The sequence below is a fragment of the Acetobacterium paludosum genome (assembly GCF_008086595.1).
Classification (GTDB): Bacteria; Bacillota; Clostridia; order Eubacteriales; family Eubacteriaceae; genus Acetobacterium; species Acetobacterium paludosum.
On the sequence record NZ_RXYA01000014.1, the window covers coordinates 1 to 23767 of the forward strand.

The 23767-nt window shown below is 40.6% G+C and carries 19 protein-coding genes; 2 read left to right on the forward strand and 17 right to left on the reverse strand.

Annotated features, from left to right (window positions below; translation table 11 throughout):
* Positions 1-512: 512 nt before the first annotated feature.
* A complete protein-coding gene (locus FZC41_RS13715; RefSeq protein WP_148568008.1) occupies positions 513-1157 on the reverse strand; it encodes a redox-sensing transcriptional repressor Rex in 645 nt (214 codons plus the stop codon).
* A 148-nt stretch (positions 1158-1305) separates the two neighbouring features.
* On the opposite strand from FZC41_RS13715, the gene FZC41_RS13720 reads away from it, so the two are divergent.
* On the forward strand, positions 1306-3234 hold the full coding sequence (locus FZC41_RS13720) for an ABC-F family ATP-binding cassette domain-containing protein (RefSeq protein WP_148568009.1): 1929 nt from the start codon (positions 1306-1308) through the stop codon (positions 3232-3234).
* A gap of 30 nt (positions 3235-3264) precedes the next feature.
* Entirely contained in the window at positions 3265-3501 is a 237-nt protein-coding gene (locus tag FZC41_RS13725; protein ID WP_148568010.1) for a hypothetical protein, read from the forward strand.
* Positions 3502-3591: 90 nt separating this feature from the next.
* On the opposite strand, the gene groL is transcribed toward FZC41_RS13725, so the two are convergent.
* The 16 genes from groL to FZC41_RS13805 all read right to left on the reverse strand — a co-directional run bounded on the left by groL (position 3592) and on the right by FZC41_RS13805 (position 23740).
* Positions 3592-5220: a chaperonin GroEL gene (gene groL, locus FZC41_RS13730; RefSeq protein ID WP_148568011.1), complete on the reverse strand. Its 1629-nt coding sequence runs from the start codon at positions 5218-5220 to the stop codon at positions 3592-3594.
* A gap of 34 nt (positions 5221-5254) precedes the next feature.
* Positions 5255-5539 carry a co-chaperone GroES gene (gene groES / locus FZC41_RS13735; RefSeq protein ID WP_148568012.1) on the reverse strand — a complete coding sequence of 95 codons (285 nt, stop codon included), beginning with the start codon at positions 5537-5539 and terminating at the stop codon, positions 5255-5257.
* Positions 5540-5855: 316 nt separating this feature from the next.
* Positions 5856-6866 carry a tRNA (adenosine(37)-N6)-threonylcarbamoyltransferase complex transferase subunit TsaD gene (tsaD, locus tag FZC41_RS13740; protein ID WP_186855155.1) on the reverse strand — a complete coding sequence of 337 codons (1011 nt, stop codon included), beginning with the start codon at positions 6864-6866 and terminating at the stop codon, positions 5856-5858.
* Positions 6867-6908: 42 nt separating this feature from the next.
* On the reverse strand, positions 6909-7628 hold the full coding sequence (locus tag FZC41_RS13745; RefSeq protein WP_243136731.1) for a TIGR01906 family membrane protein: 720 nt from the start codon (positions 7626-7628) through the stop codon (positions 6909-6911).
* Positions 7618-8067 (reverse strand): ribosomal protein S18-alanine N-acetyltransferase, encoded by a 450-nt coding sequence (gene rimI, locus FZC41_RS13750; RefSeq protein ID WP_148568015.1) that lies wholly within the window; start codon positions 8065-8067, stop codon positions 7618-7620. Before rimI ends, FZC41_RS13745 begins: the two co-directional genes overlap by 11 nt.
* The gene (gene tsaB / locus FZC41_RS13755; RefSeq protein ID WP_148568016.1) at positions 8064-8750 is read right to left on the reverse strand and encodes a tRNA (adenosine(37)-N6)-threonylcarbamoyltransferase complex dimerization subunit type 1 TsaB; all 687 of its coding nucleotides are present in this window, start codon (positions 8748-8750) and stop codon (positions 8064-8066) included. The genes rimI and tsaB overlap by 4 nt, the downstream gene beginning before the upstream one ends.
* Positions 8751-8772: 22 nt before the next feature.
* Complete coding sequence (locus FZC41_RS13760) at positions 8773-11364, reverse strand: beta-glucosidase (RefSeq protein ID WP_148568017.1); 2592 nt, start codon at positions 11362-11364, stop codon at positions 8773-8775.
* Between the two features lie 116 nt (positions 11365-11480).
* The gene (proC, locus tag FZC41_RS13765) at positions 11481-12290 is read right to left on the reverse strand and encodes a pyrroline-5-carboxylate reductase (RefSeq protein ID WP_148568018.1); all 810 of its coding nucleotides are present in this window, start codon (positions 12288-12290) and stop codon (positions 11481-11483) included.
* A gap of 271 nt (positions 12291-12561) precedes the next feature.
* Positions 12562-13818: a phosphoribosylamine--glycine ligase gene (gene purD / locus FZC41_RS13770; RefSeq protein ID WP_148568019.1), complete on the reverse strand. Its 1257-nt coding sequence runs from the start codon at positions 13816-13818 to the stop codon at positions 12562-12564.
* Between the two features lie 64 nt (positions 13819-13882).
* Positions 13883-15415 (reverse strand): bifunctional phosphoribosylaminoimidazolecarboxamide formyltransferase/IMP cyclohydrolase, encoded by a 1533-nt coding sequence (gene purH, locus FZC41_RS13775; protein WP_148568020.1) that lies wholly within the window; start codon positions 15413-15415, stop codon positions 13883-13885.
* Positions 15416-15485: 70 nt separating this feature from the next.
* The gene (gene purN, locus FZC41_RS13780) at positions 15486-16118 is read right to left on the reverse strand and encodes a phosphoribosylglycinamide formyltransferase (protein ID WP_148568021.1); all 633 of its coding nucleotides are present in this window, start codon (positions 16116-16118) and stop codon (positions 15486-15488) included.
* Positions 16109-17155, reverse strand: coding sequence for a phosphoribosylformylglycinamidine cyclo-ligase (gene purM / locus FZC41_RS13785; RefSeq protein ID WP_148568022.1), 1047 nt, complete (start codon positions 17153-17155; stop codon positions 16109-16111). Before purM ends, purN begins: the two co-directional genes overlap by 10 nt.
* Before the next feature lie 36 nt (positions 17156-17191).
* Positions 17192-18580 carry an amidophosphoribosyltransferase gene (gene purF, locus FZC41_RS13790; RefSeq protein ID WP_148568023.1) on the reverse strand — a complete coding sequence of 463 codons (1389 nt, stop codon included), beginning with the start codon at positions 18578-18580 and terminating at the stop codon, positions 17192-17194.
* 106 nt (positions 18581-18686) lie between these two features.
* Positions 18687-19394: a phosphoribosylaminoimidazolesuccinocarboxamide synthase gene (purC, locus tag FZC41_RS13795; RefSeq protein WP_148568024.1), complete on the reverse strand. Its 708-nt coding sequence runs from the start codon at positions 19392-19394 to the stop codon at positions 18687-18689.
* Positions 19395-19473: 79 nt separating this feature from the next.
* The gene (gene purE / locus FZC41_RS13800) at positions 19474-19968 is read right to left on the reverse strand and encodes a 5-(carboxyamino)imidazole ribonucleotide mutase (protein WP_148568025.1); all 495 of its coding nucleotides are present in this window, start codon (positions 19966-19968) and stop codon (positions 19474-19476) included.
* A 43-nt stretch (positions 19969-20011) separates the two neighbouring features.
* Positions 20012-23740, reverse strand: coding sequence for a phosphoribosylformylglycinamidine synthase (locus FZC41_RS13805; protein ID WP_148568026.1), 3729 nt, complete (start codon positions 23738-23740; stop codon positions 20012-20014).
* Positions 23741-23767: the final 27 nt, after the last annotated feature.

Consider the following 23767-nt stretch of genomic DNA (forward strand, 5'->3'; position numbering starts at 1 on the left):
TGTGACGATCTGTACCTGTTCTCTGATATCCTGTTCCCGTTTGGTTAACATAAGGTTTTCCTCCATTTGTTTTCTAATTTTATGATAAACCATGAACCTTGGAATAAGCTTTTTTGATTTCAAAAAACTAAAAAAGGCCAGGTTTCCCTGACCTTTGTCTTCAGTCTGAGAGCTTGTGTTATCAAGCTCTTTTTTTTTACTTATTCAGCTGCTCTTCTTAATTTTACCTATCTTCGCCTTACGAAAGGGTGTTAGATATTGATCAATCTCCCACTGCGTAACCTGACAATAAGCATTCCATTCTGCAAGTTTGCAGCAACCACCAAATAAGGATTGATCGACGGATCAGGATTTCTCAGTTAATCAACGTGGACGAACCCTTAAACATGATTTTATTGTTTAAGGGTTTTTTATGATACCGATGAGATCTGTAAATTATAAACGAACAAAAATAACATGTTCTTCTTTGGCTTTACTAAAAATCGAATCTTTCGTCAAAGCACTCATCCCTCTTATTCTGGATCTGTTACTTCTTTCAATAAATAAGTTAAGGTAAATAAACTATCCGTGATATTAACATTTTCCACCACGACATCGTCGGGTAGATCAAGATCTAATGGACTGAAATTAAGAATACCTTTTATCCCCAGATTCGTCACGGTTGTGGCAACTTGTTGTCCAACCCCTCTAGGCACACACAAGATACAAATATCTATTTCATTGTTTTTAACGAAACCTTCGAGCTCATCCATATGTTTGACGACCACGTTGCCTACAACGGTACCAACTCTTAACGGATCAACATCAAAAGCACCGATGAGCATCACACCTTCACGTTTAAATCGTTCATAATTTGCAATAGCATGTCCCATATTACCACTACCGATAATAATACAAGTATAATCACTGTCAAGGCCAAGAATTTCCTTGATAGCTTCTCTTAATTCTAATACATTATAGCCATACCCCTGCTGACCATAACCCCCAAAAGAATTCAAATCCTGACGAATCTGAGAAGCTGTTAAACCCATAAGACTTGCTAATTCTCTTGACGATATTTTTTCTATGTCATTTAAAAGTAAATCAGTTAAATATTGATAATACTTTGGCAACCGTTTTACAACGGTCATTGATACTTTTTTTGAGAAACGATGCATAATAACTTCTCCTTTCTTAGAAATACTTCGTTAATTATATCAATAGGTATACCTAACGTCAAATTATTCATTTTAATTTTATTGTTTTTTTGATAGAATGGTATAAGTGATTCTAAAAACATGAACAAAAACGAAAACAGGTGAAGAAATGTTAATTAATATAGAAAACTTACACTTTAGTTACGGCATCCATGAAATTTTTAAAGACCTTAACTTATCCGTCAATGAAAAAAAACAAATCGGCCTTGTTGGAAGAAACGGCACCGGTAAGTCAACCCTATTGAAACTGATCACTGGAGAACTGGTTCCTGAAAGAGGCCATATCAGTACAAAAAATGGTCTCTCCATTGGCTACCTGGCCCAGGAGCCTGCCATAGCTGAAAGCATGACCCTGGGAGAAATGCTCACCTCTGTTTTTCAATCCCTGATTGATATGGAAAAGCGGATCAAACATATTGGTGATCAAATTGCCAAAAGCTCTGGGGATGCACAGGAAAAGCTCATGACCGAATTCGGAGAGCTTCAGGAAACATTTTCAAAAAAACGCGGTTTCGAATACCCCAGCCGCATTCGGGGAGTCATTAACGGGCTGGGTTTTAAGCCAGAAGACCTTGATAAACCATTCTCCGTTCTTAGTGGCGGTGAAAAAACGCGGGCTACTCTTGGTCAAATTCTTTTAAAAGAGCCTGATCTGCTGCTGCTGGATGAACCCACCAACTATCTGGACATCGATGCTCTCCAATGGTTGGAACAATATTTAAAAGGTTATTCCGGAACCTTTATTATTATTTCCCATGACCGTTATTTCATGGATAAGGTTTGCACCTCCATTATTGAAGTATCTCAGCAGAACATAAAGGAATATTTAGGGAATTATACCCACTATGCAGTAAAAAAGCGGCAAAATATAATGGAACAAAACCATCAATACCAGCAACAAATGAAAGAAATCAAGCACCAGGAGGAAGTGATCAAGCGATTTCGGGCGTACAACTCTATTAAGAGCTCAAAACGAGCTACAAGCCGGGAAAAAGCCCTGAATAAAATTGAACTGATGGATAAGGCCGACGTCGTGCATAACAGTCATTTCAGCTTTGTTCCGCGGGTCAGAAGTGGAAATGATGTATTAAGCGTTAACGGCATAAGAAAAGCTTTTGCTGGGCGGCTCCTTTTTCAAAACATGAGTTTTGAAGTTCACCGTGGCGATAAAATCGGTATTATCGGAGCCAATGGTGCCGGTAAAACTACCCTTTTTAAAATTATTCAGGGCAAGCTTCAGGCTGATTCCGGAGAAGTTCGCTTTGGACAAAAAGTTCATATCGGTTATTTTGATCAGGAACATCAGGATTTGAAAAAATTCTACAACGAGAATTTATTGGAGGCCATGTGGGATGTGGACTCAAAACTGTCAGAAGGAGAAATCAGAAATATTTTAGCCGCCTTTTTGTTTGTGGGCGAAGAAGTATTCAAGCCGATCAATACCCTGTCCGGTGGCGAAAAGGCCCGTCTTCTACTGGCCCGTCTTATGATTTCACAATCGAATTTTTTGCTTATGGATGAACCAACCAACCATATCGATATGGATACCAAAGAAATACTGGAAAGTGCACTTTCACAATATGAAGGCACCCTGCTTTTCATTTCTCATGACCGGTATTTCTTAAACCGTATTTCCAATCAGATCTACCAGTTCTCAACTAATGGAATGGAAATTCATTTAGGAAACTATGACGACTATTTAAGACATAAAAGCGAAGCTTCAGAACGTGAAATGCTTCTTGCCGAAGAAAATAAAGTCGTTATTACCAAAACCCAGCAAAAGACGGATCGAAAGAAGCAAAAGGAACAAGAGGCAAAAATCCGCCAGTTAAAAAAGCAAGTGAAAGAAATTGAGGATGCCATTACAGCCCAGGAACTGGAAATCAAAAAAGCAGAATTGGCAATGTGCCAGCCTGATTTTTATGATTATCCCGATAATGCCGCCGAAATCACCCGTTTTTATGAAGAAAAGAAACTTAGTCTCGCTGAGCTTACCGATGAGTGGGAAGATGCCTTAACAAACCTGGAAGAGCTATAAAAGCAATAAAAATATTTTTTGGAGGAAAAGATGATGGAACTTATGATGGATGAAAAAAGAGTCTTAAATGCGATATTTAAGGATGTGAAGGGCACTACGCGAAACACGATGCTTCTTGCCCTGTATGCTGCAAAACCTGCTAACGATGAATCTCCTGATGCTCTGGCTATGATCAATCTTCTCAATGGACTGATTGTTAAACTTGCCGAATTGAAACAACCTGAAATGGAAGTATTGTTTGCCGGCATCCCCTACGACGTTGACTAAAGACATCAGAAAAAATTTAATAGTATACAACAAAAGGCAGCCTCATCTTTGAGGCTGCCTTTATCTATGGAAAATAATGTAGCTAAAAGCCTACATCATTGGCATTCCGCCACCCATTCCACCAGGCATACCTGGCATTTCTTCGCTTGGAAGATCAGCAACTGCTACTTCAGTTGTTAAGAACATCGCCGAAACGCTTGCTGCATTTTGAATAGCCGAACGAGTAACCTTGGTTGGGTCAATAATTCCAGCTTTAAACATATCAACATATTCGTTTTTAGCTGCATCATAACCAACACCAACTGGTTTCCCTGCCATCTGAGAAACGATAACAGAACCTTCTAAACCAGCATTTTCAGCAATTTGTCGCATCGGTTCTTCGATCGCTCTACGAATAATGTAAGCGCCAGTTTTTTCATCCCCCTCAAGGGTTTCGATTAATGCATCAACTTTAGGAATAGCATTAATATAAGCAGTACCACCACCAGAAACAACACCTTCTTCAACAGCTGCTCTTGTCGCATTTAAGGCATCTTCAATACGGTATTTGATTTCTTTTAATTCAGTTTCTGTCGCCGCACCAACTTGGATGACAGCAACACCACCGGATAATTTTGCTAAACGTTCCTGTAATTTTTCACGATCATAATCAGAAGAAGTTTCAGGAATCTGAGCTTTAATTTGGCGAATTCTTTCATCAATAGCTTCTTTATTTCCAGCGCCTTCAACAATAATGGTGTCTTCTTTGTCAATTTTAACCTGACGAGCACGACCTAATTGTTCAATAGTAACAGATTTTAATTCTAATCCTAATTCATCAGAAATAACTTCCCCACCTGTTAAGGTTGCGATATCAGCTAACATTGATTTTCTGCGATCACCAAAGCCTGGTGCTTTAACAGCCACACAGTTAAAGGTTCCACGTAATTTATTAACAACCAAAGTTGCCAATGCTTCTCCTTCAACGTCTTCTGCAATTATAAGGAGTTTCCCGCCAGTTTGAACAATTTGTTCTAAAATTGGTAAAATTTCCTGAATATTCGATATTTTTTTGTCGGTGATTAGGATATATGGATTATCTAGTACCGCAACCATTTTTTCTGTGTCAGTTACCATGTAGGCGGATAAATAGCCACGGTCGAATTGCATACCTTCGGTAAATTCTAATTCGGTTCCCATTCCTTTTCCTTCTTCAACAGTAATAACGCCGTCATCGCCGACTCTAGCCATTGCTTCAGAAATAAGTTTTCCGATTTCAGGATCTGCTGCAGAAATAGATGCAACTTGTGCAATAGCTTCTTTGCTTTCAATCTTTTTGCTGTTGGCTTTCAGTTCTTCGACAACGACAACAACTGCTTTTTCGATTCCTTTTTTTAGAACCATTGGGTTTGCTCCGGCAACAACATTTCGGTTACCTTCTCGAACAATTGCCTGAGCCAATAAAGTTGCGGTGGTTGTTCCATCTCCTGCTACGTCATTTGTTTTAGTGGCAACTTCTTTAACTAGTTGAGCACCCATATTTTCAAATGCATCTTCCAACTCAATTTCTTTTGCAATGGTCACACCATCGTTAGTGATTGTTGGTGATCCGTATGATTTACTCAAAATAACATTTCTTCCTTTTGGTCCTAATGTCACTTTGACAGTATCTGCTAGTTTATCTACACCAGTAATTAATGCTGCTCTGGCATCTTCACGAAATCTAATCTCTTTAGCCATGTTTATTGTCCTCCTAATTTTTTTGATTTATTTTTTATTCTACGATCGCTAAAATATCGGCTTGACGAATGATTAAGTATTCATCTTCTCCGATTTTAACTTCGTTGCCTGAATATTTTGAATAGATGACTTCATCATCTACTTTCACATCCAATGGCACTTTTTTACCATCTACAATTTCGCCAGTTCCAACTGCAATAACTTTACCTTGTTGTGGTTTTTCCTGTGCAGAACCTGGTAAAAGAATTCCACTGACGGTTTTTTCTTCTTCAGCTTTAACTTTAATAACTACTTTGTCACCTAATGGTCTTAAACTCATTTTTTTCCTCCATTGATTATATTTGGGTACCACGTACCTTTTATTTTAGTTATTAGCACTCATTCTCCCTGAGTGCTAATAGTATTTTAAATGATTCTTGCGATGATTGCAAGTTGTTTTTTTTCTTTTTACACATCTTTAGCTTTTTTTAAGATTGTTTTAAACTTTAAAGAGTGCGTCGCACTCTTTATATAAATACATACGCCCTTTTTCAACTTACCGATTAAGATGTCTCGGTCATATAAAAGACAAACTTTATTAAGAACTATTATTTCATCTTGATACACTCCACGATGAAATATTGGCCTAAATATTTTTATCGGGTTCCTATCTTTAACCCCGGTATGCCGTTAAGGCTTAAATCGCTTACGGCACCGTTGATAAAATTATAATAGGCCATCGACCCAATCATGGCCGCATTATCCGTGCATAAAATTGGATCCGGGTAATAAAGAGACAATCCCTCTTCCTTTGCTGCATCTGTCATCATCTGTCTCAGCAAGCTGTTGCAGGAAACCCCGCCAGCCATGCAGATTTTATTCATATGAATGCCTTTAGCACAGGCAATGGTCTTTTTTACCAAAACTTCAACCACAGCCATTTGAAAGGAAGCGGCGACATCATTCACAACAATGGGTTCGTTTTTCATTTTCTTACTGTTAATATAATTCAGAACCGAGGATTTCAACCCACTAAAGCTGAAATTATATTCCTTTTTATCTAAAAACACCCTTGGGAAGGCAATCGCCTCCGGATCGCCTTTCTTTGCCGCACAATCAATAGCCGGCCCCCCAGGATACCCAAAGCCCAATACTCTTGAAATTTTGTCAAAGGCTTCCCCTGCCGCATCATCGATCGTTCTGCCGAGGACTTTAAAGGTCTGATAATCCTCGACTAAAACCAAATGGCTGTGACCGCCAGAAACCACCAACGTTAGAAAGGGAGGTTCTAATTCAGGATATTGCAGAAAATTTGCTGCTATGTGCCCCTCAATATGATGAACTCCGATGAGCGGCTTATCCAGACTATAAGCGATGGCTTTTGCTTCAGACAATCCTACCAGCAAAGCGCCAATTAGTCCCGGACCGTTTGTCACACCAATGGCATCGACATCTTCTAATCTCATTTGAGTTTCTTCTAATGCGTCCTCAATAATATAGGGTAGTTTGGTAATATGATTTCGGGATGCGATTTCCGGAACAACGCCGCCATATTTTTTATGAATATCAATTTGCGAATAAATCCGATTGGTTAGTATTTTTCGGCCATCTTCAACAATGGCTACAGATGTCTCATCACAGGATGTCTCAATGCTAAGAATTTTCATGTTTACCTCAGTTATTTAAATTTACTTTTATTTATCTTGTCTTTACAAATATAATCTATTTTTCTTTCGTTTCCAATAAAGAACTGTTCCGGTCATAGCAGTCGTCACACCTAAGGGGACAAGTGTGTAGATCACCATTCTGGAGATCAGGTTAAAAAAGAAGGGTTCCGGTACAATCCAAATTATCCGATCCGTTGCCGGATCCATTAACCATAAATTATTGGAGAAAAATAATTTATGAAAAAGGGTGAATGATGCATCAAAATTAAAGATAAAACATCCTCCAATGATGATGAAAATTCCCAGATAAATAGCGGAGCCGTAAAATAGCGATTTGATTATCGCTGCCGGATCTTGTTCCAATAATACCACAAATAAAATGAGTGCAGCTGCCAGTGCAATGTCCCGAAGTGCTAGAAAAAACTGGAAAAGGTCTCTTACATCCACCATATGGGTGATTTCTTTCTGATTAAAAATAGAAACGTAAGCCAATTCCTGTTTGGGATTTTTCTGTGTCAGACGCGCCTGGATATCGAAATCAGCACGGTCTCCTTTTAGAAACGAAAGTATTTCATCAACCACCAACTTCATATCATCAGGATAAATTCCGGTGTTTTCTACTACATCGTTCGCTTGCATTTGCTGCATGAAAAATGTTTTGTCAAATACAGCGCCTTCAACCGCCGTCACGAAAATAATAAACGGAAATAAAATTCCAAGTATGACCGAAATAATGGCAATCCACTTATTATTATTTTTCATATTCAAGGTTATGCCTCCACATGATAAAACCATCTATGCCATTACCATAATAGTTTTTTCGAATTCCTTCTTTTACAAAGCCATTTTTTTTATAAAATTTAATAGCCGGATCATTATCCGCGCTTACTTCAAGCGTCATTCCCACACACCCGTTCTGGCAGGCGAGCGACAGCATTTCTTTTATAATGCTGTCGCCAATACCGCAATGACGATATTTTTCCAGAACACCAATATTTGTGATATGCGCTTCATCTATTACCAGCCAAAATCCGCCAAAACCGACAATTTCCCCATCCAACTCTGCCACAATATAATTTGACAAAATATTTTCCGTCTCATTCTGATAGGATTCCAGGCTCCAATTATGGATAAAGCAGTCTTGATCCACCCTAAAAACCCCAGGCGTATCCTGGGGTTTCATCAACCGATAGCTGATCATTTCTTGTGTTCCTCAGCATAGGACGGACGGATGTAAACCGGTTCAATCTCTCGATAATGGCTTACTTTCCCTTTTAATGCCCGTTCTAAGACAAGCGCTGCTGCGGATGAAGCTCGGTTCATATTGAGATAATTGGGAACACTTACCCCGGTTGGACAAGCTTTTAGTAGTGTTTCTGAAAATCGGGGCAATCCATCCCCTAAAAAATAGATGGGTTCCTTCCGATTTTTTAGAAATTCTAAGAGAACATCAATTTCCAGTACTGAATCTTCCATATCCCGTACTAAATGCCCCCCTTCGAAATGGAATGCTCCGGTATAGGTTTGATTTCGTTGGGCATCTAAAATCGGGCAGACAAGACCATTTGCAAATGGAATATTCATAGCCAGACCTTCAAGAGTTGAAACCCCCACCACTGGTTTATTCAGTGCCTGCGCAAATCCCTTGATCGTTGCCATTCCGATCCGAAGTCCGGTAAAAGATCCCGGACCGGATACAATACCAAAAACATCAATATCTTTAATTGAAAGACCTCCGTCGGTTAGTAAATGATCGACCGAGATCATGAGTTTTTCCGAATGTTTTTTTTGATGATTAATAATCATTTCCCCAATAAGTTTTTCTTCATTGAGTATGGCAACAGAAGCCACAATGCTAGATGTATCTATGGTGAGCGTATTCATTTATATATCCTTTTTTTGTTTTTTATTTTGTCATTTCTTTCAATTCTCTGTCAATTTCTTTCAGCATTTCATCTGAGAAGAAGTCTTCAGGCAGTAACTTTTGGGCTTTATCAAGGCAAACGCCCATTTTAATGGCCATTTGCAGATAATCACTTTCGAAGGTTTCGTCATCAAAGTATTTTCGGAGAATGACCATTGCATGGTCATCATCAACAAGATCTTTTATTTTTGAATGAATGCTGATTTTCTCATCCTTATTTCCCCCAAAGAGATTTTCAAAAAAACCTTTCTTCTTTTCTTTGCCGTCAACCAACATCTCAAAAGTCAGGCCTTCCAGTGATACATCAGAATTAACGAGGCTGATAATTTTTTTAATGCTTTCTTCTGTAAAAATTCCTCGGGAATATTCAACGATTTTTCTCAAAGGGGTATTTTTCAGCATGGCAGTCAAGAAAGCATCGTCCATGTCTTGTCCAGCACCCATGATTTCTTCGAAACCTGCTAATAGGATTTTTAAGATTATCTGTCCCCGATCGGTTTTTTCAAAATCCCCTATATAGGCAACTTGGGTAATGGGACGAATCAGCTCCTGGACGATTTCCACTGGATAAACGATGGGCAAATCCCGGCTGGAAGCACCAATATAAATTTCGTGGGTTCCTGATTCGTGTTCCCATCGCTTCGTGGTTGGATTATAAAACATAAAATCATTCAGATCAACGGTAAAACTTATCTCTACTGATTGACCTGCTGGGATAAACACCTTTTTAAACCCTCGCAGTTCTTTTAACGGCCGAGTGATTTGGGAATGAGCATTGCCGGTATAAAGCTGAACAATTTCCTTGCCGTTCATTTTTCCCGTATTGGTAATACGACATTTTACAACAACGGACGCATCCGAGTCTAAAACTAAAGGCCCTTGTTCAATTTTTTCATACTTAAAGGTCGTATAACTCTGACCATAGCCAAAGGGGAAGCGAACCTTCTTTTTAGTATAGTCATAGTAACGATACCCCACAAAAATACTTTCTCCAAAAACAACTTCATCCTGGATTCCCGGGAAATTGATATAAGCTGGCGTATCTTCCAGTTTCATGGGAATGGTTTCCGCCAATTTTCCACAGAAATTGTTTTCCCCGAACAGGAGCTCGGCAATGGCGTCTCCACCTGCCTGACCGCCTAAGAACATTTCAACAATAGCTTTGGGACCGTTTTCCCAGTTCATATCAACAACGCCACCATTTTGAACAATGACAACTGTTTCAGGCTGAACTTTGCAGATCTTATTAATTAATGAAATCTGCTTTTTAGGAAGGTTCAAATGGACCCGGTCATACCCTTCCGATTCATCATGATCCGGCAATCCCACAAATAAAAGCGTCAACTGGGAATTTTTCGCTAACTCCACTGCCTGTGCTTCTAAATGGATCTGCTCAACCACTTCATCGTGAATATATCCCTGATGAGGCAGAATTTGAATGTCGTCACCTGCCAATATTTTAATATGTTCGTAGGGTGTATCGATATGATAGGGATTGATTTTTGAGCTGCCACTTCCCTGATATCTCGGATCAAAAGCCATACTGCCGATTACTGCCAGTTTTTTTATTTTCTGACGATCGATTGGCAGTATATTATCATCATTTTTTAACAATACCATGCTTTCAAGAGCCACCAATTTAGCGATTTGATGATGTCCTTTCTGCTCAATCTCAGTGGGTGACGGAAAGTTTCTTCTATTCTCCTTTGCAAGAAATGAAAAACGAATGAGACGCTCCACCATTTCATTTAAAAGACTTACTTTTAATTTTCCTTCTTTAATGCGATCAAAGATCTTCCGATTGTTAATACCGCCATTGCCCGGCATTTCCAAATCCATGCCGGCCATTACCTCTTTAACCCGATCATACGATGCATTCCAGTCGGAAATAACAATCCCGTCAAATCCCCATTCATCACGGAGTACCCTCGTTAAGAAGTAACGGCTTTGAGACACAAATTTTCCATTGATGCTATTGTAAGAGCTCATCACCGCCATGGGTTCGCCTTCTTTAATAACAATTTCAAATGGTTTAAGATAGATTTCTCGTAAAGCCCGAATATCGATCTTTTCATCAATGGTCATCCGACGGGTTTCCTGGTTGTTGGCCAGATAGTGTTTGACTGTGCATCCTACTCCGTGACTTTTAGCGCCAAGAATAAAACTAGTCCCCAATCGGCCGGAGAGTAGTGGATCTTCTGAAAAGTATTCAAAATTACGTCCGCACAAAGGCGACCGTTTAACATTAATACCCGGTCCCAAGATCAAATCGACTCCCAGAGCTCTCGCTTCGAGGGCAATGGTTTTTCCTGCAAATTCAAGAAGTCCTTCATCCCAGGAACAGGCTGTCAGCACTGCTGGAGGAAAACAGGTCGCCGGTTTTCCCTCGGCAACGCCGATGCTGCCACTGTCTTCTTCTACCCGCATGCCATGAGGTCCATCAGCCATCATTACTGGCTCAATACCATATTTGGCGTAACCCAAGGTCTCCCACGCAGTATTACCAGAGCAAAGGGATACCATTTCATCCAGACTCATATTTCTTCTGATTTTTTTAATTAACCCTTCATCCATAATAATCTCCTTATTGGATTAACCATCGGATTGTTTAATATCTTTAACCATTTTTTTAAACACATTAATTCAGGGTTTTATTCGATGATCATTTTTTATAATATTTACCCACTATATTATTTTTTACCCATCGCCAATGACTTAAGGGCACAGGCATCCACGGCAGAAATAACTGCATCTCTGAAGCCTTTTGCTTCTAAAACACGAACGGCCTCAATCGTCGTTCCCCCCGGCGTGCAAACTTGATCTTTTAATTTAGCAGGATGCTCGCCAGATTCAAGGACAAGCTTGGCTGAACCGTATACTGCCTGAGCTGCCAAACGATAAGCCTGATCTCTTGGAAAACCATGAAGCACTCCTGCATCTGCCATTGCTTCGATAAAAATCATAACATAGGCTGGAGCTGAGCTGGCGATTCCGGGAACCACCTCCATTAGTTTCTCACTGATGATTTCCGTTTTTCCAAAGCTATTGAACATCGCAATAACATCTTCAATATCTTCAGTCGTCATATGGTTATCCGGGCAAATGGTTGAATCCGATTCGCCAACAAAAGCCGGGGTGCTGGGCTGAGTTCTGCATACTTTTATATCCTTTCCCAACAGCTCTTTAATATCTCCAAAGCCGATACCAACGGCAATGGAAATAATGATCACCGTTGGTTTAACACTTTTCGCAATTTCTTCCAGTACTTTATAATATAGATAGGGTTTTACCGCCAGAACCAAATAATCAGCTTTTTCTGCCACTTCCATATTGGACTCTAGGACATTAACCCCAAAGCTTTCCGCTACCTGGATTCTTGATGCCTCTGATGGATCAAAACACAGAATATTTTCAGGTTTAAACAACTCACTTTTAGTCAAACCACCCATCATGGCTTTTGCCATGTTTCCACAACCTATAAAACCTATTGTATTTTTCATTATTACTCCAATTCCATTAAATCCATTAAATCGATTTAAATGATTATTTTATCTGTATACGTCTATTTTAGACTTTAATATGAGTCAACGCAAATCTAAAATGTAAAAACCCATTAATTTTTCAAATTAATGGGTTGATTTATCAATAAAGTATCATACATCAATTATTTGGTTGGGTCCGCCAAGATCGTACCGGCAAGGCCTGTTCACCTTAAAGCAAACAACGAAGTGTAACAATTGTCAGTATAATTTGCCAATATTTACCTAATATCTAATTGAATTTTGCAATATCCGTACGGTATTGTGCCCCCTCAAAGTGAATCTTACCAATATTGTCATATACTGTTTTTCGGGCTGCTTCACGGGTTTCGCCTAGCGCGGTGACACAAAGCACACGACCTCCGTTGGTCAGAAGTTTGCCGTTGATCAATTTTGTTCCCGCATGAAAAACGATGCAGTTCTTCACGTTCTCAATTCCGGTGATAACTTTTCCTTTTTCATAGGACCCGGGGTAGCCACCAGAGGCAATGACAACCGTAACAGCTTCCTTTTTGCTCCATATAATGTTGCAATCTTTCAGTTTTCCGTCAATCACGGCTTCCATGATATCCACCAAATCAGATTCCATCCGCATCAGCACACTTTGGGCTTCGGGATCACCAAATCGCACATTGAACTCAAGCACTTTGGGCACGCCGTTTTCGATCATCAAACCGATGAACAAAATTCCCTTAAAATCCATATTGTCGGCAATCAGGCCGTCGATAATGGGATCCAAAATTTCTGCTTTAATCCGTTTGTTCAATTCCACATCTGCAAATAAAACATTGGGAGAATAGGTTCCCATGCCTCCGGTGTTTAGACCCTCATCGTTATCAAAGGCTCGTTTGTAATCCTGTGCGCTTTCCATCGGAACAATCGTTTTTCCGTCGACAAAGCACAGCATCGAAGCTTCCTGGCCGGTGAGAAATTCTTCAATAACCACCTTGTCTCCGGCTTCTCCAAACTCTTTCTTTTTCATGATCATTTCCATACCAGCTCGGGCATCCTGCTCATTTTCGACAATAAGAACGCCTTTGCCAGCAGCCAAACCATCAGCTTTGATGACCATTGGATAACCATAGATGCCCAGATCTTTGATGATTTCATCATAATCGATATATTCTTTATAGGCCGCCGTTGGAATATTATGTCTGAACAGAAATTCTTTGGTAAAAGCTTTGCTTCCTTCAAATTGAGCACATTGTTTGTTGGGTCCAAAAACTTTCAGTCCTTCCGCTTCAAAGGCATCCGCCATACCCAAAACTAACGGCACTTCCGGACCGACGACAGTCAGATCGATGTTATGTTCTTTTGCAAAAGCCAGACAACCGGGAATATCTTCCACGGATAAATCCACACATTCTGCCAGTTCCGCGATTCCACCATTTCCCGGGGCAGCGTATATTTTTTCGACTCGAGGACTTTGTGCTATTTTCCAGGTCAGCACATGTTCTCGTCCGCCGGATCCTATCATCAATATTTTCATCTATTTCTCCCTGCTTATATGAATTTTGGATTCTGTCATTTTTTTATAAAAAGATGTGAACTAATTAGTGTTTAAAGTGACGCATACCAGTAAAGATCATCGCCATACCAGCCTCATCACAAGCCTTGATCGAGTCTTCATCTCGGCCTGCTCCGCCAGGCTGAATAATAGCCGTGATTCCTGCCGCTGCGGCAGCTTTGACACAATCGTCATATGGGAAAAACGCATCTGATCCCATGACTGATCCTTTTACTTTATCTCCAGCCTGGCCAATGGCAATTTCCAATGCTCCAATACGGTTTACCTGTCCCGGTCCATTACCAATCAGGCATTTTTCCTTGGTTATACTGATGGCGTTGGATTTCGTATTTTTAACAGCCTTCCATGCGAATAAAAGGTCTTCCATTTCTTCTGGAGTCGGCTGCCGTTTAGTCACTACTTTTAGTTCATCATATAATTGAGTGTCGCGTTCCTGTACCAGCAAACCGCCCAGAACTTTTTTCATTTCATAGCCTGGTTCGCTGTAAGTGATCTCTTCAAGTTCCAACAATCGCAGATTTTTTTTAGCCGCCAAAATTTCCAGGGCTTCTTTTGAGAAACCCGGGGCAACAATAATCTCCAGAAAGATTTCAACCATTTGCTTAGCTGTCGCTTCATCAATTACACGATTGGAAGCGATGATTCCGCCATAGATGGAAACTGGATCGCTTTCATAAGCTTTCTGGTAGGCTACAGCAATTTCGGGATCACTCGCGATCCCACATGGATTGGCATGTTTCACCGCTACAATAGTCGGTTCCTCATTTCCATATTCTTTTAAAATTTCCAAAGCACCGTTTGTATCATTGATATTATTGTATGAAAGTTCTTTTCCCTGCAGCTGTTTTGCCGAAGTCAAAGCCCCTTTTACCGGAACAACTTCGCCATAAAAAGCTGCCTTCTGGTGAGGGTTCTCACCGTAACGCATGTCTTGAACTTTTTCAAAAGTCATGGTGATGGTGTCATTTAAAACTTCGCCTGCCACTCTTTTTTTCAAATAATCTGCAATCATCGTATCGTAATTAGAAGTTGTTTCAAAAACCTTAAGTGCAAGATTGTATCGGGTTTCAAAGGTAGTTTTTCCGTCCGCTTCCAGTTCAGATAAAACAATGGCATAATCATCTGGATCCACAACCACTGTAACATCGTTGAAATTTTTCGCCGCTGAACGAAGCATGGTCGGTCCGCCGATATCAATGTTTTCAATGGCCTCTTCAAATACAACCCCCTCTTTTAAAATGGTGTTTTTAAAAGGGTAAAGATTGATGACCAGCAAATCAATTGGCGTAATCTCTAAATCTTTCATTTGCTTTTGATGACTGGGATTATTTCGGATTCCAAGAATTCCTCCGTGAATTTTAGGATGAAGCGTTTTTACCCGGCCATCTAGACATTCCGGAAATCCTGTGACTTCCGAAACTCCGATGATTGAAAGTCCCGCTTCTCTCAAGGTTTTTGCGGTCCCCCCGGTTGACAGGATTTCCCACCCCATATCAGCCAATTTCTGTGCGAATTCTACAATCCCGCTTTTATCGGATACACTCAATAATGCTCTCATTTTTTCCTCCAAATATTATATAACTCTAACAAGTTTACCATTCTTCAGTTTTTCGGTTCTCTAAATACTTTTAAATCAGTCGTTTTTTGACCGTCCGCCCTTCAACCACCAGTTCATCGAGGCAAAAAGCTTTCACCGCTGCCGGCAAAAGGGTGTGTTCGATCTTTAATACTTTCTTCTGAATGGATTCCGGTGTGTCATCATCGGCTACCTTTACGGTTTCCTGCGCAATGATGGGGCCGCCATCGGCTATTTCATTCACAAAATGTACCGTTGCACCGGTAACTTTCACTCCGTAATCAATAACGGCCTGATGGACATGCATTCCATAAAAGCCTTCCCCGCAAAAGGAAGGTATCAGAGCCGGATGGATGTTGATGATGTCATTTGGATAAGCTTTAACAAAATCCGGAGTCACAATTTTCATATAGCCCGCCAAAACAACCAGCTCAACCTCATAGCCTTTTAATATCTCAACGATTTTCTTATCAAAATCCTCGTTGGATAAATAACCTTTGGGATTTAAAGCAACAGCTGGAATTCCTGCAGCTTCTCCCCGTTTCAATCCAAAGGCCTGACGATTGTTGGAAATCACTACAACGATCTCGCCATGTTTTTGATGAATAGAATCAATGAGCGACTGAAAATTGGTGCCACCGCCTGAAACCAGAACACCTATTTTTTTTAAAGGTTTTACAGCCATAAATCGATTTTTTCCTCTCCCTTAATAATAGAACCAAGAATAACCGGTTTTTCACCCTTCTTTTCCAGGCCGGATATAAAATCATTGACCTTGTCTGCAGGTAAAACCGCTACCAGACCGATCCCCATATTAAAGGTGGCATACATACTTTCTGCTGGAATTTTTCCGGCTTCCTGAATGAAATCAAAAATCGGCAGAGATTGGATGACGTTTGTATTAACTTTCGCACAAAGCCCATCGGGAATCATACGCGGAATATTTTCATAGAAACCGCCGCCGGTAATATGGCTCATGCCCTTGACCCCACATGGTTTAATTAAATCAGATAAGGCCTTTACATAGATGCGGGTTGGTGTTAACAAAGCCTCGCCAAGGGTCATGCCCAAGTCTTCTACATAAGTGGTCTCATCCATAAATAGATCTTTAAATAGAACTTTTCGAACCAATGAAAAGCCATTGCTGTGAACCCCGGAGGAAGGCAATCCAACCAGAACATCACCTTCAGAAATAGCTGCTCCAGTGACAATATCATCCTTTTCAACGATGCCGACAGCAAATCCGGCCAGATCATATTCATCCAAATCGTACATATCCGGCATTTCAGCGGTTTCTCCGCCAATTAGCGCCATGTTTCCCTGAATACAGCCTTCACTGATGCCTTTAACGATTGTAGCAATTTTTTCCGGGAAATTTTTGCCGCAGGCAATGTAATCTAAAAAGAAAAGCGGCTGTGCTCCCTGACATAAAATGTCATTCACACACATTGCCACACAATCAATTCCAATGGTATCATGCTGATCCATCATAAATGCAAGTTTTAACTTGGTGCCAACACCATCGGTTCCGGACACCAATACCGGTTTTTTATAACCTTCCGGTAATTCGAACAAGCCTCCAAATCCACCTAAGTGGGACAGCACCTGAGCATTAAAAGTTCGCTGTACATCTGCCTTCATGAGCTTGACAGACTGATAGCCTGCTTCCACATCTACTCCGGCTTTTCTATAAGCATCTGTTTTTATTTGATTATCTGACATCATTTCCTCCATCAATTTGTATATCCGTTTACTTTTTTATTCGTTTGTTTCTAAAATAGGCACTTCCATAGGATATTCCCCGTCAAAACAAGCGCGACAGAAAGTGGTTTTCCCGCCAACAGATTCCGTCAATCCGTCAAGAGAAATATACGCCAGTGAATCTGCTCCCAATATTTCGCGGATTTCTTCAACTGTTTTTTTTGCACCAATGAGGTGTTTTCGTCGGGGTGTATCAATGCCGAAATGGCAGGTGTGCGCAACTGGTGGGCTGGTTACACGGAAATGTACTTCCTTTGCCCCGGCCTGTTTTAATATCTCTATCAATCGCTTGCAAGTGGTTCCTCGAACGATGGAATCATCAATTATAATGACCCGTTTTCCCTCAACACATTCTTTTAAAGGATTCAATTTGATTCGAACCCCTTCTTCTCTCAGTTTCTGATTAGGCTGAATAAATGTTCGCCCGATATATTTATTTTTAATCAAACCAACACCATATGGAATTCCGGAAGCTTCAGCATATCCGATTGCTGCAGGGATACCAGAATCCGGCACACCAATGACTATATCTGCTTCAACAGGGCTTTCTTTTGCCAGAATTTCCCCAGCTTTATGACGTGCCGCGTAAACAGAAGTTTCATCCATGATTGAATCAGGTCGGGCAAAATAAATCAATTCAAAAATGCAGGCTTTCTTTTTTACCCAGTTGTTCTGTCCGTAACTCGTCAGTCCATTTTCATCGATAACGACAATTTCACCTGGTTCAACATCTCGAACGAGTTCTGCACCAATTCCATCCAGGGCGCAGCTTTCAGACGACAGGAAATAATCGTCATCTTTTTTACCAATGCAAAGAGGCCGTAATCCGTAGGGGTCACGAACCCCCACCAATTGGTCTCCTACGGTAATGACCAAGGCATAAGCTCCTTTGATGATTTCCACCATTCGCTGAATGGCTTCAATCATACCATGTCGTAAACCTCGGGCAATAATATTGACCATCACTTCCGTGTCGGTGGTAGTTTGAAACACAACTCCTGAATCTTCAAGCATTTCACGAAGAGCATTGTCATTGATAAGATTACCATTATGCGCCAGGGCAATTTGGCCGGTACTGTGATTAACCGTCAACGGTTGAGCATTCGTAACACCTTCATCTCCTGATGTTGAGTACCGAACATGACCGATCCCGATGTTCCCTTTCATCTGTTTCAAAGCGCCATTTTTAAAGGCCTCACTAACCAGTCCAACTTCTTTATGTGTTTGAATTTTACCATCTTTGTTTACTGAAATCCCGGCACTTTCCTGGCCTCGATGTTGCAGTGCATAAAGGCCGTAATAAATATAAGAAGCACAGTTAATCTCTTTGGATTTGAGATAAACCCCCATTATTCCACATTCATCATGAAATTTATCATTTATCATTGGTATGTTATTTCCTCCAGGTATTTTGAATTAATTTTCTACCTTAAATTTTATTTTTTTCAATCATACTTTATTCTTAATCATTTTTTTAATCTACTGCGTAGAATTATGACTGAACGCGTTTTAACATTTCTACATATGCGCCTTCGACATTGCCGAGGTCTCTTCTGAAACGATCTTTGTCCAGTTTTTCATTGGTTTTAACATCCCAGAAACGGCAGGTATCCGGAGAAATTTCATCTGCCAATACAATTTGGCCATCATTTGTTTTGCCAAACTCGATCTTGAAATCGATGAGGTTAATTCCCTTTTCGAAGAAATAAGGTTTTAAGATATCATTGATTTTATAGGTCATATCTCGAATCGTTTCAATTTCATCCGCAGTGGCAAGTTCCATAGCGATGATGTGGGAATCATTTATCATGGGATCTCCAAATGCATCGTTTTTATAACAGAATTCAAAAATCGGTGTTTTTAACTTCAGTCCTTCTTCCAAACCAAGACGCTTACAGACAGAACCGGCGGCGGTGTTTCGAATAATTACTTCCAATGGGAAAATGGTAACGGCTTTTACCAATTGCTCAGAATCTGATAAAAGTTTAATAAAATGGGTGGGAATACCTTTTTCCTCAAGCATGTTGAAAACAAGCTCAGTCATTTTATTGTTAATAACCCCTTTTCCAACAATGCTGCCTTTTTTCTCTCCGTTAAATGCGGTGGCATCATCTTTATATTCGATGATAAATTCATTGGGATTATCGGTTTTAAAAACTTTTTTGGCCTTGCCTTCATACAATTGTTCTAACTTTTCCATCTTAATCTCCTTGATTCTTTTTTGAATTTTTGATGTGAACTCTATAACAAGTGCTTCTTAACACTGATATGCAACTATTTTATAAAATTTCCTGGATTTTTTCATTTTTTGCAATCACTTCATCATTTAACTGAATTTTATAAACTTTCATTTTTTTGCGGATTTCCGGATATTTTATCGAAAGCATTTGTGCCGCTAAGATTCCGGCATTCTCGGCCCCATTCACCGCCATTGTCGCAACCGGTACTCCGGATGGCATTTGAACGATCGACAGTAGGGAGTCAAGACCACCCTGAAAAGAAGTTTGGATCGGTATCCCGATAACCGGAAGTGGTGTGATTCCGGCAATGATACCAGGCAGATGAGCAGCTTTTCCAGCCGCCCCAATAATGACCTCAATCCCGCGCTCTTCAGCTGTGGCCGCATATTCAAAAATCTTTTGTGGATTCCTATGAGCAGAAATAACCTGAACTTCATACTCGATGTCAAATCTTTCCAATGCAATTAAACATTTCTTAACCACTTCAAAATCGGAATCGCTTCCCATGATGACAGCAACTTTTGGTGTACTCATTCTTAATCTCCTTTAAATCTAAATTTTCTTCTTTTTCTAACTATTATTTAAAGTAATTAACCCCGGCTTTAAATATCTGCTGATCCATGTTTCCCGGAATATTTTTATACAAGCCTTTGCCGATACGTTCCGAATGACCCATTTTTCCGAATACCCGACCATCCAAACTGGTGATGCCTTCAACTGCATACATTGAGCCGTTAGGATTAAATCTTCCATCCAACGTTGCGTCGCCGCTGAAGTCGACATACTGAGTGGCGATCTGACCATTTTTAATTAGTTTTTTCATCATATCATCATTAGCCACAAACCGGCCTTCCCCATGAGACATCGGCATGCGGTGAACATCTCCTACCTGGGTGTTGGCAAGCCAGGGTGAAAGATTGGAACTGATTCGAGTCATCGGAATCGTCGACACATGCCTTCCAATTGTGTTAAAAGTCAAGGTCGGCATATTATCAGTAATTTCGCAGATTTCGCCATTAGTAACCAGGCCCAATTTAATCAAGGCCTGGAAGCCGTTGCAGATACCCAGAATCAAACCGTCGCGGTTATTAAGCAAATCCATGACCGCATCCATCATCTTCGGATTTCTAAAGACCGAAGCGATAAATTTTCCTGAACCATTAGGCTGATCCCCGGCACTAAAGCCTCCCGGAATCATAATGATTTGGGATGCTTTAATAAAGTTTACCATCTCGTCAATAGAATCTGTAATATCCTGAGCCGACTGATTTCTAAAGATAGCAGTGACTGGTTTAGCTCCGGCATTTTCAAATGCCTTTGCACTGTCATATTCGCAGTTGGTTCCCGGGAATACCGGAACAAATACCTGCGGTGAAGCAAATTTTTCTTTGGTATAGACAATCGGTGCGGCATTAAAGCTTAAGGTTGTTACTTCCCCTGTTGTATCCGCTTTTTCAGGATATACACTTCGCAGCGGTGCTTCCCAAACTTCAGCAAGCTCGGCTAAATCAACGCTTTCATTTTCATAAACAATTTTTCCAATGAAATTAGTTTTACCGATTGGTATCGCACCTTCCAGGATTTCAAAACTTTCAATAATAATGCTCCCATAATGAGGTGCGAAAATAAATTTCGGATCCAGTCGGTCGTTTAATGTAACGCCAATGTCATTTCCAAGTGCCATCTTGACAATCGCTTCAGCTAAACCGCCAAAGCCAAGGGTTTTAGCGCTTAAAACCTTTCCGCTCTTGTTGGCTTTGATGATAACATCGTAAATCGCTTTAATCCCAGCTAAACCCGGTACATCATTTTCATCCAAAGGAAGAATAAAGAGCTGCAGCAAAGATTCAGTTGATTTGATTTCACTGGTGATGACATCATCCACATGAGTCGTTGCCACAGCAAAAGATATCAAGGTCGGAGGAACGGTTAAATCCTCAAAACTTCCGGACATACTGTCTTTTCCGCCGATGGCTGGTGTTCCCATCGCGGTCTGAACCCGATAAGCACCAAGCAGAGCTGCAAAAGGACGGCCCCATTTTATCGGTTCTTTTCCCAATCGTTCAAAATATTCCTGAAAACTGAGTCTGGCTTTATTGTAATCGCCGCCGATGGCAACCAGTTTCGACAAGGATTCAACAACCCCCATCATGCCCCCTAAAAAGGGACTGTCTTTTGAAATTTTCGGATTATAGCCAAAGGTCATCATGCTGCAAGTGGTGGTATCTCCGTGAATCACCGGAATTTTTGCAATCATTCCGTCCATCGGCGATAACGCATTTTTGCCGCCATAGGGCATGGCAACTGTACCAGCACCGATGGTGGAATCAAACATTTCCACCAAGCCTCTTTGGCTGGCAACATTTAAATCCTGGAGTGTTTCCATTAGCTTTTCTCTAAAGGAACTATTTCTTCCTGTTTCAGAATCTGCTTTAACTTCTTTGGGCGACTCAACATCAATATCAATGAACTGCGGCGCGCCATTAGTCTCCAAAAAGCTTCTTGAAATATTCAAGATTTCAGAACCACGCCATTTCATGATCAAACGACCGGTTTCCGTTACAACGGCAACTTGAGTAATTTCTAAATTTTCCGCATGTCCCATGGCAATAAAAGTTTCCACATCTTTGGGATCAACCACCACTGCCATTCGTTCCTGGGATTCCGAAATAGCCAATTCCGTTCCATCGAGGCCTTCATATTTTTTAGGTACTCTATCCAAATCAATTTCCAAGCTGTCAGCCAATTCTCCAATGGCAACGGAGACCCCGCCGGCACCAAAATCATTGCATCGTTTGATTTTGGTTACCAGCTCTTTATCTCTAAAGAGCCGTTGAATTTTTCGTTCTTCAATCGGGTTTCCTTTTTGAACCTCAGCGCCGCTTTCCGAAATGGATTCTTCCGTGTGCGCCTTGGATGATCCTGTCGCTCCGCCACAGCCATCCCTTCCGGTACGGCCGCCCACCAAGAGGACAACATCTCCGGGAATTGGACATTCTCTGATGACATTTTCTTTGGGAGCCGCTGCGATCACAGCACCGACTTCCATTCGTTTTGCCAAAAATCCCGGATCATAGACTTCCGTAACCTGTCCGGTTGCCAAACCAATTTGGTTTCCATAAGAGCTGTATCCCTGCGCCGCCTCGGTAGAAATTTTTCGCTGCGGCAATTTACCAGGGAGAGTATCTTCAATTGGAACCCGTGGATCCCATGCACCGGTTACCCGCATGGCCTGATATACATAACTTCGACCAGAAAGAGGATCGCGAATGGCGCCTCCTAAACAAGTTGCCGCCCCGCCAAATGGTTCAATTTCAGTGGGATGATTGTGGGTTTCATTTTTAAACATCAACAACCATTCTTCATCAACTCCGTCATGATCAACAATCATGTTGACACTGCAGGCGTTTATCTCCTCTGACTCATCCAAATCCGGAATCCGTCCCTGGTTTTTAAGAATCTTAGTACCAATCACAGCCAAATCCATCAGGCTCATCGGGCGGTTGGTATTTTCACCATAAAGCTCGTTTCTATTTTTAATATAATCTGTATATGCCAGCTTCATTTCCTCAGAAACAGGATCGTTTCCCAGGAATTTCACCTTTTGTATCTGTGTTGAAAAGGTCGTATGACGACAATGATCTGACCAATAGGTATCAATTACTTTTAATTCTGTAATGGTCGGATCTCGTTTTTCTTCATTATTAAAATAGTTTTGGACAAAAATAATATCCTCTGTAGTCATTGCAAATCCATTGTTCACACGATAGGCTTCTAATCCATTTTTATCAAGTTCTCTGAATCCGTCCAATGGGGTAATATCCTGTGGCTCGCGAATTTCGTCAACGAGTGTGATAAATGGTTCAAGCTTTGCTTCCTGGGAGTCAACAGGGTTAATCATATACTGTTTAATGCTGTTAAATTCCTTTTGAGTGATGTCCCCGGTGAGAACAACAATTTTTGCAACTTTAACAATCGCCCGTTCACCGGATACGATTTGAATACATTGAACCGCAGAATCTCCATGTTGGTCATACTGACCCGGCAAATACGAAATGCCGAAGATTTTGTCCTGATCCCCTTTGGGAAAGGTATTCTCTGTCACTGTATCTACATTGGGTTCTGATAAAATGATGCTGATCACCTGATCAAATAATCCTTCTTCAACACCTTCCACATCGTAACGATACAAAATACGCATGGATTCAAGGTTTTGAATCTTTAAAATTCTTTGAAATGTTTGTGTCAGCGCCTTGGCTTCAACTTCAAATTTTTCTTTTTTCTCTACAAAAATTCGTTTTATCACAATTTTTCCACCTTTTTTAATGATATT

Bases quoted from the DNA above. Each gene is read 5' to 3' on its own strand.
- FZC41_RS13715 (WP_148568008.1), bottom strand. From the start codon at position 1,157: ATGCATCGTTTCTCAAAAAAAGTATCAATGACCGTTGTAAAACGGTTG.
- FZC41_RS13720 (WP_148568009.1), top strand. From the start codon at position 1,306: ATGTTAATTAATATAGAAAACTTACACTTTAGTTACGGCATCCATGAA.
- FZC41_RS13725 (WP_148568010.1), top strand. From the start codon at position 3,265: ATGATGGAACTTATGATGGATGAAAAAAGAGTCTTAAATGCGATATTT.
- groL (WP_148568011.1), bottom strand. From the start codon at position 5,220: ATGGCTAAAGAGATTAGATTTCGTGAAGATGCCAGAGCAGCATTAATT.
- groES (WP_148568012.1), bottom strand. From the start codon at position 5,539: ATGAGTTTAAGACCATTAGGTGACAAAGTAGTTATTAAAGTTAAAGCT.
- tsaD (WP_186855155.1), bottom strand. From the start codon at position 6,866: ATGAAAATTCTTAGCATTGAGACATCCTGTGATGAGACATCTGTAGCC.
- FZC41_RS13745 (WP_243136731.1), bottom strand. From the start codon at position 7,628: ATGAAAAATAATAATAAGTGGATTGCCATTATTTCGGTCATACTTGGA.
- rimI (WP_148568015.1), bottom strand. From the start codon at position 8,067: ATGATCAGCTATCGGTTGATGAAACCCCAGGATACGCCTGGGGTTTTT.
- tsaB (WP_148568016.1), bottom strand. From the start codon at position 8,750: ATGAATACGCTCACCATAGATACATCTAGCATTGTGGCTTCTGTTGCC.
- FZC41_RS13760 (WP_148568017.1), bottom strand. From the start codon at position 11,364: ATGGATGAAGGGTTAATTAAAAAAATCAGAAGAAATATGAGTCTGGAT.
- proC (WP_148568018.1), bottom strand. From the start codon at position 12,290: ATGAAAAATACAATAGGTTTTATAGGTTGTGGAAACATGGCAAAAGCC.
- purD (WP_148568019.1), bottom strand. From the start codon at position 13,818: ATGAAAATATTGATGATAGGATCCGGCGGACGAGAACATGTGCTGACC.
- purH (WP_148568020.1), bottom strand. From the start codon at position 15,415: ATGAGAGCATTATTGAGTGTATCCGATAAAAGCGGGATTGTAGAATTC.
- purN (WP_148568021.1), bottom strand. From the start codon at position 16,118: ATGGCTGTAAAACCTTTAAAAAAAATAGGTGTTCTGGTTTCAGGCGGT.
- purM (WP_148568022.1), bottom strand. From the start codon at position 17,155: ATGTCAGATAATCAAATAAAAACAGATGCTTATAGAAAAGCCGGAGTA.
- purF (WP_148568023.1), bottom strand. From the start codon at position 18,580: ATGATAAATGATAAATTTCATGATGAATGTGGAATAATGGGGGTTTAT.
- purC (WP_148568024.1), bottom strand. From the start codon at position 19,394: ATGGAAAAGTTAGAACAATTGTATGAAGGCAAGGCCAAAAAAGTTTTT.
- purE (WP_148568025.1), bottom strand. From the start codon at position 19,968: ATGAGTACACCAAAAGTTGCTGTCATCATGGGAAGCGATTCCGATTTT.